This window comes from Candidatus Spechtbacteria bacterium (assembly GCA_016188605.1).
Lineage (GTDB): Bacteria > Patescibacteriota > Minisyncoccia > Spechtbacterales > JACPHP01 > JACPHP01.
Genome location: JACPHP010000009.1, coordinates 1 through 16,973, shown reverse-complemented (window position 1 = coordinate 16,973; position 16,973 = coordinate 1). Strand labels below are relative to the sequence as shown.

Annotated in this window: 16 protein-coding genes and 1 other RNA gene; 11 read left to right on the top strand and 6 right to left on the bottom strand. The window is 44.8% G+C overall.

Translation table 11 applies throughout. The features are described from left to right. Positions 1 to 5: 5 nt before the first annotated feature. The 10 genes from HYV65_01510 (at position 6) to polX (ending at position 12,490) form a co-directional block, all read left to right on the top strand. The gene (locus tag HYV65_01510; GenBank protein ID MBI2462893.1) at positions 6 to 614 is read left to right on the top strand and encodes an LOG family protein; all 609 of its coding nucleotides are present in this window, start codon (positions 6 to 8) and stop codon (positions 612 to 614) included. Between the two features lie 109 nt (positions 615 to 723). Then, positions 724 to 1,860, top strand: a complete 1,137-nt coding sequence (locus HYV65_01505; GenBank protein MBI2462892.1) for a hypothetical protein — start codon at positions 724 to 726, stop codon at positions 1,858 to 1,860. A 102-nt stretch (positions 1,861 to 1,962) separates the two neighbouring features. After that, the gene (locus HYV65_01500) at positions 1,963 to 2,493 is read left to right on the top strand and encodes a hypothetical protein (GenBank protein ID MBI2462891.1); all 531 of its coding nucleotides are present in this window, start codon (positions 1,963 to 1,965) and stop codon (positions 2,491 to 2,493) included. 139 nt (positions 2,494 to 2,632) lie between these two features. Continuing rightward, positions 2,633 to 4,171, top strand: a complete 1,539-nt coding sequence (locus HYV65_01495) for an O-antigen ligase family protein (GenBank protein MBI2462890.1) — start codon at positions 2,633 to 2,635, stop codon at positions 4,169 to 4,171. A 99-nt stretch (positions 4,172 to 4,270) separates the two neighbouring features. Then, complete coding sequence (locus HYV65_01490; protein ID MBI2462889.1) at positions 4,271 to 5,557, top strand: DNA helicase UvrD; 1,287 nt, start codon at positions 4,271 to 4,273, stop codon at positions 5,555 to 5,557. Between the two features lie 34 nt (positions 5,558 to 5,591). Next, positions 5,592 to 6,611 (top strand): flippase-like domain-containing protein, encoded by a 1,020-nt coding sequence (locus HYV65_01485; GenBank protein ID MBI2462888.1) that lies wholly within the window; start codon positions 5,592 to 5,594, stop codon positions 6,609 to 6,611. Between the two features lie 32 nt (positions 6,612 to 6,643). After that, positions 6,644 to 7,339 (top strand): L,D-transpeptidase, encoded by a 696-nt coding sequence (locus HYV65_01480; GenBank protein ID MBI2462887.1) that lies wholly within the window; start codon positions 6,644 to 6,646, stop codon positions 7,337 to 7,339. 130 nt (positions 7,340 to 7,469) lie between these two features. Further along, positions 7,470 to 8,081 (top strand): MFS transporter, encoded by a 612-nt coding sequence (locus HYV65_01475; GenBank protein ID MBI2462886.1) that lies wholly within the window; start codon positions 7,470 to 7,472, stop codon positions 8,079 to 8,081. A 99-nt stretch (positions 8,082 to 8,180) separates the two neighbouring features. Beyond that, the gene (locus HYV65_01470) at positions 8,181 to 9,110 is read left to right on the top strand and encodes an FAD-dependent oxidoreductase (GenBank protein MBI2462885.1); all 930 of its coding nucleotides are present in this window, start codon (positions 8,181 to 8,183) and stop codon (positions 9,108 to 9,110) included. Positions 9,111 to 10,765: 1,655 nt separating this feature from the next. After that, entirely contained in the window at positions 10,766 to 12,490 is a 1,725-nt protein-coding gene (gene polX / locus HYV65_01465) for a DNA polymerase/3'-5' exonuclease PolX (GenBank protein ID MBI2462884.1), read from the top strand. Positions 12,491 to 12,616: 126 nt separating this feature from the next. On the opposite strand, the gene rplT is transcribed toward polX, so the two are convergent. The 6 genes from rplT to smpB all read right to left on the bottom strand — a co-directional run bounded on the left by rplT (position 12,617) and on the right by smpB (position 15,393). Next, positions 12,617 to 12,961 carry a 50S ribosomal protein L20 gene (gene rplT, locus HYV65_01460; protein ID MBI2462883.1) on the bottom strand — a complete coding sequence of 115 codons (345 nt, stop codon included), beginning with the start codon at positions 12,959 to 12,961 and terminating at the stop codon, positions 12,617 to 12,619. A 148-nt stretch (positions 12,962 to 13,109) separates the two neighbouring features. Further along, positions 13,110 to 13,307, bottom strand: coding sequence for a 50S ribosomal protein L35 (locus tag HYV65_01455; GenBank protein ID MBI2462882.1), 198 nt, complete (start codon positions 13,305 to 13,307; stop codon positions 13,110 to 13,112). Positions 13,308 to 13,311: 4 nt separating this feature from the next. Then, on the bottom strand, positions 13,312 to 13,857 hold the full coding sequence (infC, locus tag HYV65_01450; protein MBI2462881.1) for a translation initiation factor IF-3: 546 nt from the start codon (positions 13,855 to 13,857) through the stop codon (positions 13,312 to 13,314). 21 nt (positions 13,858 to 13,878) lie between these two features. Beyond that, complete coding sequence (locus tag HYV65_01445) at positions 13,879 to 14,121, bottom strand: GIY-YIG nuclease family protein (GenBank protein MBI2462880.1); 243 nt, start codon at positions 14,119 to 14,121, stop codon at positions 13,879 to 13,881. A gap of 138 nt (positions 14,122 to 14,259) precedes the next feature. Further along, positions 14,260 to 14,714: a transfer-messenger RNA gene (gene ssrA, locus HYV65_01440) on the bottom strand. A gap of 235 nt (positions 14,715 to 14,949) precedes the next feature. Beyond that, complete coding sequence (gene smpB / locus HYV65_01435) at positions 14,950 to 15,393, bottom strand: SsrA-binding protein SmpB (GenBank protein ID MBI2462879.1); 444 nt, start codon at positions 15,391 to 15,393, stop codon at positions 14,950 to 14,952. A gap of 129 nt (positions 15,394 to 15,522) precedes the next feature. On the opposite strand from smpB, the gene HYV65_01430 reads away from it, so the two are divergent. Next, positions 15,523 to 16,647: a threonine synthase gene (locus HYV65_01430; protein ID MBI2462878.1), complete on the top strand. Its 1,125-nt coding sequence runs from the start codon at positions 15,523 to 15,525 to the stop codon at positions 16,645 to 16,647. Positions 16,648 to 16,973: the final 326 nt, after the last annotated feature.

Genomic DNA, 16,973 nt, shown 5'->3' with positions numbered 1-16,973 from the left:
CATTTATGCAATACAAAATTTGTGTTTCAGGCGCCGCGGAAACCGGCCACTGCGCTCCAGAGGCTTTAGAGAAATCAAAAGAAGTAGGTAAGGAGATTATTCGCCATAACGGAGTGCTGGTTACTGGCGCTACAACCGGCGCGCCCTACTGGGCGGCAATTGGCGCAAAAGAAGAGGGAGGAATGTCTATTGGATTTTCTCCAGCGGTATCAGAGAAAGAACATATAAAATATTACAAACTTCCAGTAGATAATTTTGATATCATAGTGTATACGGGGTTTAATTATGCCGGTAGAAACTTAATTCTTACTCGCGCGGCCGATGCCGTAATATTCGTATGCGGACGTATGGGCACATTCAACGAATTTTCAATTGCTTTTGAAGATAATAAACCAATAGGCGTTTTGCTTGGGACTGGAGGTGTGGCAGATATGCTGCAGGATATAGTGTCTAAAATGCATCGCGGTCCGGGAAAAATTGTATACGACTCTGACCCCAAGCGCCTCATCGAGCAGGTGCTGGAATTAGTTAGGACAGAAAAACTGGTTGAAGTTCCGACCGTACGAGCGGAGGGAGAAAAAACCAAAAAGATAGATAATATGGGAAAAGAATAGTCGCATTAGAGGCGCGTTACCTCTAATGGTACTCGCGGAATGATGTGGACTACTCCTGTCTTATGTGGGGTATCCGATACCCCACATAAGACACGTCTGCAATAGTGCCATGAAGAAGGAAATCATATTTGCCGTCGCAAGTCTTGTCGGCGCTATAATTGGTGTCGGTGTTTTTGGTATTCCTTATGTTTCCGCTAAGGCAGGATTTATGGTTGGAGCGGCATATATTGTCATTCTGGGCACGGCTATGGCTACGCTTCATTTGATGTACGGCGAAGTAGTGGAGCGCACTAACGGCATACATCGTCTTGCGGGTTATGCGGAGAGATATTTAAGTCCAAAGGCGAAGGGCATTGTAGCTTTTTCAATTCTTTTTGGCGGATACGCGGGACTTTTGCTTTATATTATAGCTTCTGGATATTTTCTGGATACAATTTTTCCCGGCGTACTTTCTCCGTTCTGGTGGAGTATTGTTTTTTGGTTTTTCGGCGCGATACTTATTTGGAAAGGAATCAAAGCAGTAGCTAGGGGAGAGCTTATTCTAACCGCTGTTCTCGTCGCGACACTCATATTTGTAATTGGCACAAGTGTGCCGCATATTAACCTAGAGTATTTGCGGGAATTTAATCCAAGCAATATCTTCTTGCCTTATGGTGTCGTGTTGTTCGCGGTAATGGGTATACAGGCAATCCCCGAGATACGCACTATATTTACAATTGATGGTAAGAATTTTAGAAATGCAATAATTCTGGGAACATTTATTCCTGTTCTGCTATACTTGTTGTTCAACCTTGCGGTAGTAGGGGTATCGGGCGTTGCTACATCACCTGAAGCAATACAAGGACTAGTGCCAGAGCTTGGCCTGGTGGTTACAACCGTCGGCGCGCTATTCGGCCTGTTGGCAGTCGGAACCTCTTTTCTGCTATTTGGCATCGCGCTTAAAAATGTGCAGATATACGACATTAGAATACCCGGGTTCTTGGCGACTGGCTTGACTATATTTGCTCCGATAATCCTTTTCTTTATTGGATTGCGAGAACTGATTCCTATTATTGGTTTTACCGGAGCCGTGATGGGAGCGTTAGACGGTGTTGTTGTCGCGCTTATATATTTGCAAGCAAAGAAAAACGGCGACAAGGAGCCGGGGTACAAGATAGAATTTGGCACGATCGCAGTGTATACTATATGTATGCTTCTTGTCGCGGGGGCGGTATATGAGATATATAATTTTGTTATTTCTTTATAATCAAGATTTGATTTCGTACCTATCTTAGTTTGTCATCTCGAAGTTCCGCTTGGCGGTACGAGAGATCTCTCGCGCCGCGCTCGAGATGACAAATATAATATTATGAAAGTTAACAAACTATCAAAAAATTCATTAAACAGCCATATTCCAGATTCACGCAAAGAAGAGCAAGAATATGGTCCCGGTAAAAAAGAAATTGCTATTTGCTCCGAGTGCTCGGCGGTATATTTTAACAAGAATTGGCATCATCAAAACCAATTAGACGACTATGCTCATTTAACAGAGGACAAGGAGGTGAATTTTGTATTATGTCCGGCTTGCACCATGAAGCGCGATAATACATTTGAGGGAATGGTTATCGTAGAACATATTCCGGACGCTATTCGTAAAGAAGTGGAGGCGCTTATATATCACATTGCCGATAGGGCGAATGAGCGCGACCCGATGGATAGAATTTTATCATTCAAGCCGTATGGCGAAGATGGCTTTGAAATTCATACCAGTGAGAATCAGCTTGCAATAAGCATTGGCAAGCAAATTGTCAGCGCGCATAAAGACGCCAAGATGGATATTCAGTTGTCTAAAGAGGAGAGTGCTGCTCGTGTTCGTGTTGAGTTTTCTAAAGAATCATAGAATATAAATGTAAAGTTAAAAGTCAAAAGGGTAAAGTTATGGAGTCCCGCAGTTGCGGGACGGATATATTTATCACCGTAGGCGATACCTAAACTTTTAATTTTTGACTTTTAATTTTAATTTATTCTACGTCGGTGCTATGCCGTGGCAAAAATTAGAAGCATTTCTCGCGGCTCTGTTCATTTTTTCTTTGCCGTTTGAGACTAGAATTGTTCTGCACGCAACCGACCCATTCAACGAATGGCAGTCGGTTTTTTTGTACGCAAGCGATGTGCTTTTCGTTGTCTTATTAGCTGTTGGGTTTTTATCACACACACAAGCAAAAGAAATGTCATCTCGAGCCCTGCAACAGCGGGGCGAGAGATCTCTCGCTGCTGCTCGAGATGACAGCCGTGAAAGGTGGACGCCGTGGAAGCCTGGCCTCAACAGTGTCAGAAAAAAACTATTCATTCTAGCTGTTATCTTTTTTATTGCCGTAGTGATATCTACCCTCGTAGGTAATAATCATCTACCAGGTTGGTATCACGTTGTAAAAATAGCCGAGGGGATTTTATTATTTTATTACATAGCCGTGCGAATGCCGCTAATCTTGCCGCAGAAAAAAATTATCTGGCTTCTGGTTAGTACTGGCATCGCTCAAAGCATAATTGGGTTTGCCCAATTTGCCATGCAATCGTCATTAGGATTAAGAATTTTTCGTGAAAGTCCGCTTGTGATAGGGGACGATAGAGTTGCGCAGATTATGGTCAACGGCGCGCGCATGATTCGCGCGTATGGCACCATGCCAAGCCCGAACGTGCTGGCGGGGTTTTTGAGCGTAGCGCTATTTTTTTCTTTCTTCTTGTTTTTGGAATACAAGGGCAATAAAAAGATACAGGCATTGATTGCGGTTTGCCAATTTGTCCTTTTATGCGGATTATTTGTAACATTTTCACGCGGTGTTTTGCTGACGTTTTTAGTACTGTCACTTGTAGTATTTACGTATTTATTGAGTAATGCGCAACATGGTCTGTCATCTCGAGCGCGGCGCGAGAGATCTCTCGGAGTTACTACTCCTCGAGATGACATTCAGATATATAATTCGTATAAAAGAAGCCTCACATTCCTAGCGGCAATTTTCATCATCCAGATTTTGTTTTTAACAATTCTCCTGTGGCCAGAATTAAGCGCGCGCGCCATGGCGATTGAAGCGGGGGGCGAGGCGGCAGTGGGAGAGCGTTATCTTTTCAATGTCGTTGGCATTGAAGCGATAAAACAGCATCCACTGTGGGGTGTCGGCCTTGGCAACTTCACATCATATTTCCGCGAGACGTTTACATATTTAAAAGATTCTATTTATCAGCCAATACACAACATTTATTTACTGATAGCTGCAGAGTCGGGGATATCGGCAGCAATTATTTTTATATCATTTTTGGGGTCGTTGATCGGCGGGTTGCTGCGCGAGCTGTGGTCAGTTCGTCATTGCAAAGGAGTTTATCCTGAGCTTGTCGAAGGGCGGCAATCTCGTTCGGACATCATTGCAAAAGTTTTTCTTTTTTGTACCCTGTTGTTTGTAGTCCTTGCGGGAATGTATGACCATTATTTCTGGACGATTCAACAAACAAACTTGCTCTTTTGGCTTGTGGCGGGGCTTGCGGCAGGGTTTAATGTTTATAAAGGCTCCTGCAGTGGATAAAACTACTAGGGTCGTCGGACGCCCCTAGTAGTATACAAGGGAAACGTCGCTGTTAAATCCCCGCTCGGGTAAACTATAAAATAATGTATAATATCAACCATGCATATCGTCGGCGACTTCCATATTCATTCTCGTTATTCTCGGGCAACTTCAAAAAATATGAATGTTGTTGACCTTGATTTTTGGGCGCGGAAAAAAGGCGTGACTGTGCTTGGAACGGGTGACTTTACACATCACAAATGGCTGGAGGAATTGGAGGAAAATCTGGAACCGGCGGAGGAAGGGCTGTATAAGTTGAAGGGCGCATCCTCCTTCGCATCTTCGCTATCGCTACGAGCTACGGAGGATAAATTAGGCACTCGTTTTGTTTTGACATCAGAAATCAGTGCGATTTATTCCAAAGGCGGGAAGGTGCGTAAGGTGCACACACTTCTATTCGCGCCTTCATTCGAAGTAGTAAAAAAAATAAACGGCGAACTGCGAAAAATCGGCAACCTTCATTCAGACGGACGGCCGATTCTTGGCATTGATGTAAAGGAACTTGCTAAAATTGCGTTTGACGCTTCGCCCGACTGCATGGTTATTCCAGCACATGCGTGGACGCCATGGTTTTCTGTGTTCGGGTCCAAGTCCGGCTTTGATACTTTAGAAGAATGTTTTGAAGAATTAACACCGTACATTTACGCGATTGAAACGGGACTTTCTTCAGACCCCGCGATGAACTGGCGGCTGTCGCAGCTAGATTCTATTGCACTAATTTCTAATTCCGATTGTCATTCTTCGCCGAAGATCGCGCGCGAAGCAAACGTATTTGAAACAGAGCTATCGTACAACGGCATTATGGACGCGATTCGCAAAAAAGATCGTACGCGATTTTTATACACAATAGAGTTTTTCCCCGAGGAAGGAAAATATCATTACGACGGTCATAGGGATTGTAATGTAAGTATGCATCCATCGGAGCGCTTGGCGCGAAAAACAAATGCGTGTCCGGTATGCGGCAGGCCACTTATTGTCGGTGTGCTAAGTAGGGTAGAGGAGTTAGCGGACAGGCCGGAAGGATTTGTTCCAAAAGATTCTATACCGTTTAAGAATCTTATACCTTTGCAAGAAATAATTGGCGATGTGTGGAGCGTGGGCGCTCAAAGCAAGCGCGTGCAAAAGGAATACGAGAAACTACTAACTGAATTGGGGGGCGAATTGACAATCCTCTTACAGACACCAGAAAATGAATTAAAGGAAGCAACTACGCTGGAAGTCGCGGAGGGAATCTCGCGAGTGCGCGAAGGTAAAGTATGGATAGACCCGGGCTATGACGGCGTGTACGGCAAAATTCATATTTTTAAAGAAGGCGAAGAGCCAAAGCCGCAGAAGGCGCTATTTTGAGTGTCCGTAGGATTAAAATGTTATAATACAACAAATGAAAAGCTCTATCATTTTTATAGCCTTGGCGATATTGGGCGGCATGCTAATGTATGGCGTTATTAACCATCTTGGCATACAAAATGTAATTGCCGCGTTCTATGTATTCCCTTGGTGGAGTATCGTGCCTATCATAGCCCTTACTTGCGTAGCTTATACAATAAACATGTGGCGGTGGAAGCGTATCCTGGATAGACAGGGAATGAAACTGCCGTTCAAACATCTTTTCGGGATAGGATACGCAGGTCAAGCCGTTACATATATTACGCATGTGACATATTTTGGCGGCGGTGAACCCGTGCGCGCTATGTTGTTGAAAGAGCATTTTTCAATACCTATGCGCAAGGGAGTGAGTTCAATCGCGATTGATAAAATCGCTGAACTTACAATGACTATTTTATTCATCTTTGCTGCTATTATAGTTTTTGTTTATCAGGCTGGATTGCCGCAACTTAATAAATCATTAACTATTGGAATATTGATATTTGCTTTTTTAGCAGCGGCAATCGGTATTTTGTTCCTGTTAGGATTTCATGGTACTAGAATCGTTGGGCCTGTACTTCGCCAGTTAGGCCTTGAAAATTCCGCTGGAGGGCAATTTTTACAAGATGTTGAACACGATGTTGTGGGCTTCTATAACGTAAGAAACCCTGGGCTATGGGAAGCGCTAGCACTTTCTTTTATTAAGAATGGAGTTGAGCTGGTGCGTAATATACTTGCTATATTTATGCTCGGCAAGGGTTTGCAAGTTGGCGCTGGAGTTGTTGCGTTTGCTTTTTTCTTTTTGGGCTATTCCATTCCGGTGCCAGCGGCGCTTGGTACGCAAGAGGCGGGGCACGCGTTTGCATTTAGCTTGCTCGGTCTTAGCGCTGAAACCGGCGCGGCATTTAGCTTGATAGTGCGCATAGGGGACGTGATCGTGGCGCTAGTGGGCATCGTCTACTTAATTCGCTGGAGCGCTGATATTGTTACATTTCGTATAATGAAAATGTTATTTCCAAATAGAGATAAAAAATAAAATTCGTAGAAGCCAGGCTTCCACAAAAGGTTATGCGATGGTCGCGACTAAATAAAAAGGAACAATTTCTAGCTATTGTTATTTGGTGCCAGTTATGGCTGATTGCTGGCGCGATAATCTGGGCTTGGAGGTTATATCCCGCGCAAGCAGAGCTTGTACTGAGCAAGTTGAATGTACCTGTGCTGAGCGAGTCGAATGCACTTCAAACATCTGCGCAGGATAATAAAATTGAAGCTCAATTAGATCAGTCAACGATTCCTGTAATAGATACGGAACCCGTGGCTTTACCGGATATTCAGCAAGGCAGAATATTTCGTAGGTTGGCCGGAAAATGGGCTACGCTTAGCGCGCCAGAATATACGCAAGGAAAATACATTGATGTCGATCTTTCGCAGCAGGTTATGGTAATGTATAAAGATGGAAGAGTATTCGCGGCTTTTGAAATTTCAAGTGGCAAAAAGGGCTACGCGACACCAAAGGGGGAGTTTAAGATTTTAAGCAAACAGAAGAATCATTGGTCAGCAACATACGGCTTGTGGATGCCATATAGCTTAAACTTTAGCGGCGCGTACTATATTCATGAATTGCCATATTGGCCAAACGGATATCGCGAAGGCGAAGATCATCTGGGGCGGCCAGTATCCCACGGCTGTATTCGTCTTGGCGTAGGAGCGGCGAAAGAAATATATGATTACGCGGAAGTAGGGACGGCGGTGTATATTCATTAAATCTCAAAATGCAAATCTCAAATCTCAAAATTAAGGTGTAAATTTTCTTTTAGAAAATTTACTTATATAAATCGTCGCAGGCGATACTGTAGTTTTGACATTTGAGATTTGCGTTTTGAGATTATTTATCATGTTTCCATTTAATAGAGTCATCAAAACATTAATACTAACAGATTTGGTAATTTTCACTGGCTGGGGTTTTATTGCTCCTATTTTTGCAGTGTTTATCGTGCGGTCAATTAGCGCGGGAGATTTACACGTCGCGGGTATTGCAGTTGGCATTGGGCTTATCGTGCGTTCAGCAGCTCAAGTGCCTATCGGGAGATTCTTAGATATCAATAATGGAGAAAAGGATGATTTTTGGTTTATGGTTGTTGGAATGGGAATTGTGAGTTTCGTGCCGCTTGGTTATCTACTTGCAGCTGAAGCGTGGCATATTTATGTACTGCAAGCATTGTATGGTTTGGGCATGGCGATGTATTCTCCTCCGTGGGGTGGTATTTTTATGAGGCATATGAATAAGGGCAAAGAAGCTGAGGTGTGGGGGATTGAAAGTTCCGCGCTTGGAATGGGCGCTGGAGTTGCCGGCATGGCGGGAGGGTTTTTGGCGGAAGCATTTGGTTTTAAAGCGTTGTTTATAGTAGCTTCCACTATGAACTTTGTCGGTGTAGCGGGATATTTTTATATTCGTGAATCCATAGCCCCGAAAGAAGGGCAGACGGTGGCGTTCCCGAAACATTAAACCAAGCTTGAATACTGAATCATGAATCACGAATTATGCATTCGGGTTTAGTATTCACAATTCATGATTCATAATTCATAATTCACTATTCATTGCAGTATGATATACGACCTAATAATTATCGGTGGCGGGCCGGCCGGAAGCGCGGCGGCAATTTACGCGGCTCGCAAAAGAATTAAAACTTTGCTTATTGCGCAGGTATTTGGTGGGCAGTCCGTCGTGTCTTCGGATATTCAGAATTTTGTTGGTATTCCCTCAGTGTCGGGTATTGAAATGGCAAAGCGTTTGGAGGAGCATGTGAAAACTTATGCCGATGAAGTTCTTGAAATTAAAGATGGCTATACAGCTACAAAAGTAAAAAAAACAGACGGAACTTTTTCCGTTGAGGTAGACGATGGCGCGGCGTATGGCGCGCGCGCGGTGCTGGTGTGCTCTGGCAGCAGGCGGCGCAAACTCGCGGTTAAGGGCGCCGAAGAACTTGATAATAAAGGTATATCTTATTGCGCTTCATGCGACGCACCTCTCTTTAAAGGGCAGGACGTGGTGGTTGTTGGTGGTGGTAATGCCGGCTTTGAAGCGGCGCAACAACTACTGGCTTACGCGACATCAGTAACGCTTTTGGAGTATTCCGACTCATTCAAGGCAGACCCGGTAACAGTTAATCGCGTGCTGGCGGATCCGAAAATGAAGGCAATAGTTGATGCGCAGGCAACGGAAGTGAAGGGCGACGGCATGGTTTCCGCTATCGCTTACAAGGACGGGAAGACGGGAGATGAGCACGAACTAAAAGTTGGCGGCGTGTTTGTGGAAATTGGCGCGCTTCCAAACAGCGAATTAGTAAAAGAAGTGGTTGCTATTAGCGAACACGGTGAGGTTGTAGTTGATCATAAAACACAGCGCACGTCACAAGAGGGTATATGGGCGGCGGGAGATGTAAGCGATGTGCTCTATAAACAAAACAACATCTCCATGGGAGACGGCGTAAAAGCCTTGGAAGATATTTATTTGTGGTTACAAAAAACTAAATAGAATACAGAATAGAGAATACGGAATACAGGGATTGATTATCATCTCCAATTTCGTCTTTCGTCATTGCGAGGAGCAGCAGCGACGAAGCAATCTAGGTGTACTTATTCATTTTATAAAAAATTAGGCCCCGACGCATTGCATCGGGGCCTTTGTCAGATTGACACTAAAGTCATTCTCCTTTCCTTGGCGAACCAGGCGTGGGGGTTACAGGGTCGCGGGGGCGCCGGTGGTCAGGCTCTGCAGTAACACATGGTCGGGGTCGCGGTGGAGGGCGGCGACATAGTCGCTCCTTTCTTACTATTCCTCTAAGCTCCGCAATTTTTTCCTGCGCGAGCTTTCTCGAGGGGTCGTTCAAAGAACTGGTTTTTACGCCGTCGTCCGGTCGGCATAATCAATTCCGATAGTTCCAGGCGACGGCGTCGGGACGGCTGTGTTTTTGTTTTTCCTCCGAATTTAAGGCGGAGGACTTCGGGCAACGCTCACTAGGTGCCCTCCTCTAAATATTACAACTACCAGAGACGTGCGCGCTGTAGCGCCGGTACTTCCGGTTTTTACGCAACGTCCCCCTATCTAAAGTCGTTTAGAAAACAACGTTAGGTAGGGAGAGGGCTGCGCAATTGCACAGCCCAATAAAGAACAAATTCTACGGTTTAGCCAGGCTTCTCACAAGGGCACCTCGTGAGGTACTGGCAGGCCGTCTCTCTCGCGCGGGGTGCCTCTCCCGCTTACGTTGCTTCCCACGGATGGGTAGACAAAACGAGAGACGAGCCTCACGCCCGAGATACCGGGAATAGAGGCCAACCGTGGAGAGACAGGGGGGGGGGGGTAGCTAATCCTCCTGCCGGATTCTCCGTGAACCCCCAAGCTCGAGAGCTTGGAATTTTTCAACAAGCGGTTGAGGTAGGCGTCATCTGTCGCCCCGTACACAGAAAGGTTCCCTCTCTGCAAGAGCGTTAATAACGCACAATCCCCACCTCTTTTGCCTCCAGAAATTACTGAAGAAAAAAGAGGTGGGGCCGCCGGTATCATTCGACACTCGAGAGTGCGCGATATAATCCGGCGGTCTTTGCCAGCAAGGGGCTGGCGCCTTTTTAAGGAGGGGCTAGGCGTTATTCAAGCCCGTTGGAGTGGATACCAACAGGAACGCCTCCTCCTCTTTACCCTCCACGTACTGTGAAGAAGAAAGAGGAGGCGTTCACCGCAAGAAGATTTTGTTAGTCTTCTTGCGGTGAACTCGCGGCCTACCATTAACCTAGGTAGACCAGCCCCTCTGCTTATGCAGGGAGCGGGATAGGCGGGGTACCGCCTATCAGAGGTGGTAGAGAGGCTTTGTAGTTCTGGATGCAATTCCGTGAGGCAATTCACGGCACCCAGACATTCATCCTCTCACCATCCTTGCCCTCTACGCTGTGTAGAGAAGAAAGATTGTGAGGCGATTTTTTGTAAAAACTATTACAGTCCCGTACCAAATTTCTGTCAAGAGCTTGTCGTAATTTTCAGTGTTCTTGTATCAGATCTAAAATAGGTGCTTGGTACCCCGCTGTCATCAAGCGCTGCTATATAAAAGCATGCATGATTGATTCCAGCGATAGAAATCATTATACTCCTATCATAAATCTTGTCAATAGGTTTGTGATGGGCAATAATGACGGTATATGACCAACGCTCAAATCGCACAAATATTCAAAAATATTGCTGTCTACCTTGAAATGCAGGATGTGCCTTTTAAGCCGCGCGCCTACGAAAAAGTAGCTCAAGTTTTGGAATCGTTAGATCAAGAAGTTAGCGATGTCTATAAAAAGGGCGGCCGGGAGGCCCTAGAGAATATTCCGGGGGTTGGGGCTTCTATTGCAGAGCATATTGAGGAGCTTATCAAAACTGGTAAACTTAAATATTACGAGCAGTTGAAAAAGAAGATGCCGGTGAAGTTTGAGGAGCTTAGATCTGTGGAAGGGCTGGGGCCAAAGACTATAAAACTGCTCTACAAAAAACTAGGCATTAAAACTCTAAAGGATTTAGAGAAGGCGGCTAAAGCTGGGAAAATTCACGGTATCACTGGACTTGGCAAAAAGACCGAGGAGAATATCCTGCGGGGAATTGAGTTTGTGAAAAAGAGCTCGGGCAGACTATTGTTAGGAGAGGCGTTGCCGCAGGCGCGCAAAATTGTTGAAGATCTTAAAGAGATAAAAGAAGTTGAGGCCGCGTTTGAATGCGGGTCTTTGCGCCGCAGGCAGGAAACAGTTGGCGACCTTGATTTTATCGTTTTTTCAACCAAGCCAGCAGAAGTTATTAAAAAATTTCTAAAATTTCCTGTGGTCAAGCACGTATATTCACAGGGCCAGCATAAAGCTTTGGTTCGTTTAGATTCGGATATTGATGCTGATATTTCCGTTATGTCTTCTGAATCGTTGGGCTCGGCGCTTATAGCATGGACTGGAAGTAAGCAGCACAATATTTCCATACGGACATTGGCTGAGAAAAAGGGCTGGCTTTTGAATGATTATGGGCTGTGGAAAGGCAAAGTTCTTTTGGCTTCGAAAACGGAAGAAGATGTTTACAAAAAGCTCGGCATGGACTTTATACCGCCAGAGATTCGCAATGCTTCGGGCGAGGTAGAAGTTGCTCTTAAGGGTAGGCTTCCTAAACTCATCAAATATAACGACCTGAAGGGAGATTTGCAGATTCAGACGAATTGGACTGATGGCAATAATTCAATTGATGAAATGGCGGAAGCGGCAAAAAAGTTTGGCCATGAATATATCGCAATTACTGATCATACAAAATCACTGGCAATGACCGGCGGCTCGGACGAGAAGAAATTACGCGAGCAAATGAAGGCAATAGAAGATCTTAATAAGAAAATATCGGGCATTACAATTCTAACCGGCGCTGAAGTAAATATAATGAAGGACGGATCGCTTGATATTGCAGACGAAGTTTTGGCCGAGCTTGATGTTGTTGGTATTTCCGCGCACTCGTTTTTTCACATGAGCAAAAAAGAAATGACCGAGCGCATTTTGCGAGCGATGAATAATCCGAATGTGGATATTTTATTTCATCCAACGGGTCGTATCATCGGCCAGCGGCCGGAATATGAAGTGGACGTGGAGCGTATCATTGAGGAGGCTAAAAATACCGGCACGGTGCTGGAGATTAATGGCTATCCAGAGAGGTTGGATTTAAAAGACGAATATATTCGTATGGCGGTTGAAAAGAATGTGAAAATGGCTATTGATTCAGACGCGCATAACGTGGCGCACCTGCCGTACGTGGAATACGGTATTGCCCAAGCTCGCCGAGGTTGGGCGGAGGCGAGTGATATTATAAACACTCGACCTATGAAAGAGATGCTCGCGATGCTGAAGGATGGACATAAATAAGAATACAGGATTTAGAATACAGATTTTGAATTTAGCTTATCGTACACGGCCGTGTATGTTAAGCGAAATTCAAAATTAAGATAAAACAAAAACTAATCCCACGCATGCGTGGGATTAGTTTTTGTTTTATCTGGCCTTTTCTACGATTGCTTTGAAAACTTCCGGTTTAGTTTTGGCAAGCTCCGCGAGAATTTTTCTATCTACTTCAATATTTTTTTCTTTCATTCCATGAATAAGCTTTGAATAGGTGAGTCCTTCAATTCTTGAAGCCGCGTTAACCTGTACATTCCAGAGGCGGCGAGCATCTCGTTTGCGCTGTTTGCGTCCTTTGAACATGGCCGCGCGCGCGTGCATAAGCGCTTCCTTCGCCAAGCGGTAGACGTTTTTTCGGCGCCACTTAAAACCTTTTACATGGATTAAAAGGGATTTTCGCTTTTTGGCTCGTACTGTTCCTCGTTTTACGCGTGTCATAATTACATTTAGAACTTTAGAATTTGGCGCATTTCGTTGTTGCGGCCTCCGTTCCTCGACACCGTATGCTATATACGGTTTACTCCGGTACTCAGCCGCGCCTAGAAATGCGCTCAAATTTTAAAGTCCTGATCTAATAAATATAAAATTATCGTGAAAGCATGCGGCGAATCATTTTTGATGCGGACTTTGAGAGGCCAACCATTTTGCGTTTTGAGCGGCGTTTCTTTGGTGTCTGTTTTGCACTGAAATGGTTCTGGCTCGCGACGCGTCGTCTAACCTTTCCATTTGAGGAAATCTTGAATCGTTTGGTCAATGCCTTCCTTGTTTTTCCTTTTTTAGCCATAGTGTTATTTATTTATTTGAACCTGTATGCCCCTCATGCTCTTTTTTGGCTCCTGTCCAACGTGGTACTGCTCATGGATATTAGACAGAAAGGCTTTGATCCTATCCCTTGCCATTCCCTCTTGCGCTTTCTCTCGTCCACGTAGTTGGAGCTCAATTTGTACTTTATATCCTTTTTTCAAAAATTTGTCTACCTGCTCTGCCTTTAGCTCCAGATCGTGAGGCGAAGTGCTTAGTCGAAGGCGTATACTCTTTAGGTCATCTACCTTCTGTTGTTTGCTTGTTTTCTTCTCCTTTTTTTCTAATTCGTATAGGAATTTGCCACGCTCAATGATGCGCGCAACTGGCGGCACGGCCTTGGCAGAAACCTCTACCAAGTCTAATCCTTTCTCGCGAGCCATTCGGAGAGCTTCTTGCGTTGAAACAACGCCAATATTTTCTCCCTCTTCACCTAAAAGACGGACCTCGAGGGCTGTAATTTGTTGATTGGTGCGAGGCAGCGCTATCGGCGCTTTTCGCACTGGTCGTCTGTAGCGTTTGTAGTTAGGCACAAATAGGATTTATAAAATAATTTATATTAATCGCTTATTTCTGAAGGCAATTCCCGACGCTGTCTTTAAATATTTTTCAAAATCATATGCCTTCTTCTTATTAATAAAAATAGAACAGTAAATTAGCCTCCATGGTTTAAACTTATTTGTGTGAGTAGACTTACCGCTATTATGATCATCCAATCTGTTATTAATATTCTCTGAAAAGCCAGTATAAAACTGTTTTGGAGAATTAATGCTTTGGATAATATAAATGTAATACATCTACTTAAGTGCTGCACTATTCCGTAATGCAGCAAAGGCAAATCTACAATTTATACCCTTCTGCGCCAAGGCTACGAAGGGCATTCTTCTACTTCTCATGGCTGTGCCATTCGAAGTTCGCCTTTGGCGAACGAAGAATGGTGGAGACGGCGGGAATTGAACCCGCGTGTAGAAAGATATTATATAGCACTTCTTCAAGCTTAGATATCTTGTGGCTCTAAAGTTTAACCCCGAGAGTATTCGGCGCATTAATTAAGAAGATATCGAAATATTAATGCGTCTAGCTCCTTTGTTTTGCGCTTCACTCGGAGCAGAGAAGCGCGAGCTCGAAAAAATATGACACCCCTCAAGACCTATCGAGCATCAATCTATTGGGATGGCTGTCTGCGCTAATTTTAGTTAGGCGATAGCTAAAGCAGGTGTTTGAACCTTAAAAAGGCTCGCTACTTGCTGTGAAAATGCGTTTGCACGTATTTTGTTTTCCGGAAGTTTACCCCTACGAAGCCCCGAGGGGCGAAGGAGGGTTTTTCGCGATTCCGGAGTACGCGGCTTGCATACTATATAAAGAACTCCTATCGAGGCCTTTCGTCCCCTGAATCCTCGTGTTCTAATATTGCCTGCAGGCAATATTAGAACACGAGGATTCATCCAGCGTAGCTGGATACCTTTAGGCGAATTGAATTAGAACGTATAAGATAACTTATTTTCCATTTCCCACGCCTGCAGGCAATATTAGAACACGAGGATTCATCCAGCGAAGCTGGATACCTTGAGAGCGGACAAAAAGGTGCGTCCCTCCGAAGCTCTTAGAGAGCGAAGGAGGGCAGACTACTTTTTCATCTCACGCTCAATCTCTCGTTCAGTTGTCTTTCGTTTAATCGTTTCGCGCTTTTCATATTTTTTCTTCTTACGCGCGACGGCGATTTCAATCTTTATCTTATCGCCCTTATTATACATGCTAATTGGCAGTATGGTCAAGTTCTTTTGCTGGAAAATGCCTATAAGTGAACTTAATTCTTTCTTGTGCAGCAGGAGTTTTCGCGGTCGTTCTGGGTTATATGAGGATGGCGTATTAAGCGGCTGATAGGGACTAATATGAGCGTTTGTCAAAAAAATCTCGCCTCCCTTGATGGTAACGAAGGCTCCGGACAGCTGAACCAACCCCGCCCTTACAGCTTTCACCTCAAAACCAAAAAGCTTGATGCCGGCTTCCATCTTACGCTCAATTTCGTATTCAAAATAGGCTTTTTTGTTTTGGGCGTATGCTTCCATGAGTTTACTTTAGCGCATGAGCTCAGTTGACTCAAGCGCGGATGCAGGGGGGGGGCGTTGACATTTTGTTCAATTAGCGGGATATAAAGGGCATAAGCAAGTTCCTTAAAGAGGGAGGAGTTCGTGGTTATTAAACAATGGCGCGGAATTTTGAAAGAGTTTGCTCCATTTTTGCCAATTACGAAACTAACTCCTGCTATAACTTTGAATGAGGGTAATACCCCCTTGGTTCGCGCAATGCGCATTCCTGCATCAATAGGTTTTCATGGGGAGCTCTATTTTAAACTGGAAGGAAAGAATCCTACTGGTTCTTTCAAGGATAGAGGAATGGTTGTTGCCGTTGCTAAGGCCCTAGAATCTGGGAGTCAGGCAATTGTTTGCGCTTCAACTGGCAACACCTCTGCTTCGGCAGCGGCATATGCCGCGCGCGCAGGCATTAAAGCAATCGTTATTTTGCCGCATGGAAATGTTGCGCCTGGTAAGTTGGCACAGGCACTGATGTTTGGCGCAAGCCTGGTTGAGGTTGAGGGAAGTTTTGATGATGCTCTTGTTGTAGTACGCAGGCTTGCGAATCAGTATCAGGCGACACTCGTTAATTCTATAAATTCTTATCGTCTGGAAGGGCAAAAAACCGCTTCAATTGAAGTTGTGGAGCAATTAGGCAGGCGATTTCCAGATTTTCATTTCATTCCCGTTGGTAACGCCGGCAATATTACTGCGTATTGGAGTGGATACAAAGAATATCTAAATTGGTTGGTCATAGGACACCATGCTGGCTTTCGCGTATTTTTGGGGGCGTCGTCGGTTTCTTTAATGGGTGTTTTACCGCGCATGATGGGTTACCAGGCAGCGGGCGCTGCTCCGATTGTTGAAGGGCATATTATTGAACACCCCGAAACGGTTGCAACAGCAATTCGTATTGGAAATCCCGCTCGGTGGGAAGATGCCACGAGAGTTGTGCGGGAATCAAAAGGGTTAATTGACAAAGTAACTGACGAAGAAATTTTGTATGCTTATAAATTGCTTGCTACACAAGAAGGAATTTTTGTGGAGCCGGCTTCTGCCGCGCCAGTTGCGGGATTCTTGAAAGCGTGGCGAGAAGGGCGCGTGCCTGATGGTGATATCGTGGTATGCACACTTACGGGAGATGGGTTGAAAGATCCTACAACCGCTCTTTCCGTCGCTAATCGGTCGGTGGTTGTTCCTGCGGATGCTGACTACATCGCTTCATTACTCGAACTGCCGCATCGATAATTTTTATTATAACCGTCGACTTTATGCCGACGGTTTTCCATGTTCCTCGCAGGAGGGTCGGTCCGTCCTGCGCGCCATCCTCAACCATAGACTTATCCACACCCTACCCATCGCAGGGGGGGGGGGGGGATTATATGATATACTATATTCATAGGTCTGCCAGTTTATATTCTTATTCATTAAACTATATATATAATATGCTACCCATATTAAAAAAAAGACAAACCTGGAGCGCTATAGCCAGTATTATCATAGCAGTGTTTCTAATCAGCGGCCTAACACAAGCCGCAATCACCTTAAACCAGAATATCCAACTAGGCAACGGC

What these genes read in the sequence shown, in the direction of transcription:
- HYV65_01510 (MBI2462893.1), top strand. Translation starts at nt 6, where the DNA reads ATGCAATACAAAATTTGTGTTTCAGGCGCCGCGGAAACCGGCCACTGC.
- HYV65_01500 (MBI2462891.1), top strand. Translation starts at nt 1,963, where the DNA reads ATGAAAGTTAACAAACTATCAAAAAATTCATTAAACAGCCATATTCCA.
- polX (MBI2462884.1), top strand. Translation starts at nt 10,766, where the DNA reads ATGACCAACGCTCAAATCGCACAAATATTCAAAAATATTGCTGTCTAC.
- HYV65_01475 (MBI2462886.1), top strand. Translation starts at nt 7,470, where the DNA reads ATGTTTCCATTTAATAGAGTCATCAAAACATTAATACTAACAGATTTG.
- HYV65_01485 (MBI2462888.1), top strand. Translation starts at nt 5,592, where the DNA reads ATGAAAAGCTCTATCATTTTTATAGCCTTGGCGATATTGGGCGGCATG.
- HYV65_01455 (MBI2462882.1), bottom strand. Translation starts at nt 13,307, where the DNA reads ATGGCTAAAAAAGGAAAAACAAGGAAGGCATTGACCAAACGATTCAAG.
- HYV65_01505 (MBI2462892.1), top strand. Translation starts at nt 724, where the DNA reads ATGAAGAAGGAAATCATATTTGCCGTCGCAAGTCTTGTCGGCGCTATA.
- smpB (MBI2462879.1), bottom strand. Translation starts at nt 15,393, where the DNA reads ATGGAAGCATACGCCCAAAACAAAAAAGCCTATTTTGAATACGAAATT.
- HYV65_01490 (MBI2462889.1), top strand. Translation starts at nt 4,271, where the DNA reads ATGCATATCGTCGGCGACTTCCATATTCATTCTCGTTATTCTCGGGCA.
- HYV65_01480 (MBI2462887.1), top strand. Translation starts at nt 6,644, where the DNA reads ATGCGATGGTCGCGACTAAATAAAAAGGAACAATTTCTAGCTATTGTT.
- rplT (MBI2462883.1), bottom strand. Translation starts at nt 12,961, where the DNA reads ATGACACGCGTAAAACGAGGAACAGTACGAGCCAAAAAGCGAAAATCC.
- HYV65_01470 (MBI2462885.1), top strand. Translation starts at nt 8,181, where the DNA reads ATGATATACGACCTAATAATTATCGGTGGCGGGCCGGCCGGAAGCGCG.
- HYV65_01495 (MBI2462890.1), top strand. Translation starts at nt 2,633, where the DNA reads ATGCCGTGGCAAAAATTAGAAGCATTTCTCGCGGCTCTGTTCATTTTT.
- HYV65_01445 (MBI2462880.1), bottom strand. Translation starts at nt 14,121, where the DNA reads ATGTATTACATTTATATTATCCAAAGCATTAATTCTCCAAAACAGTTT.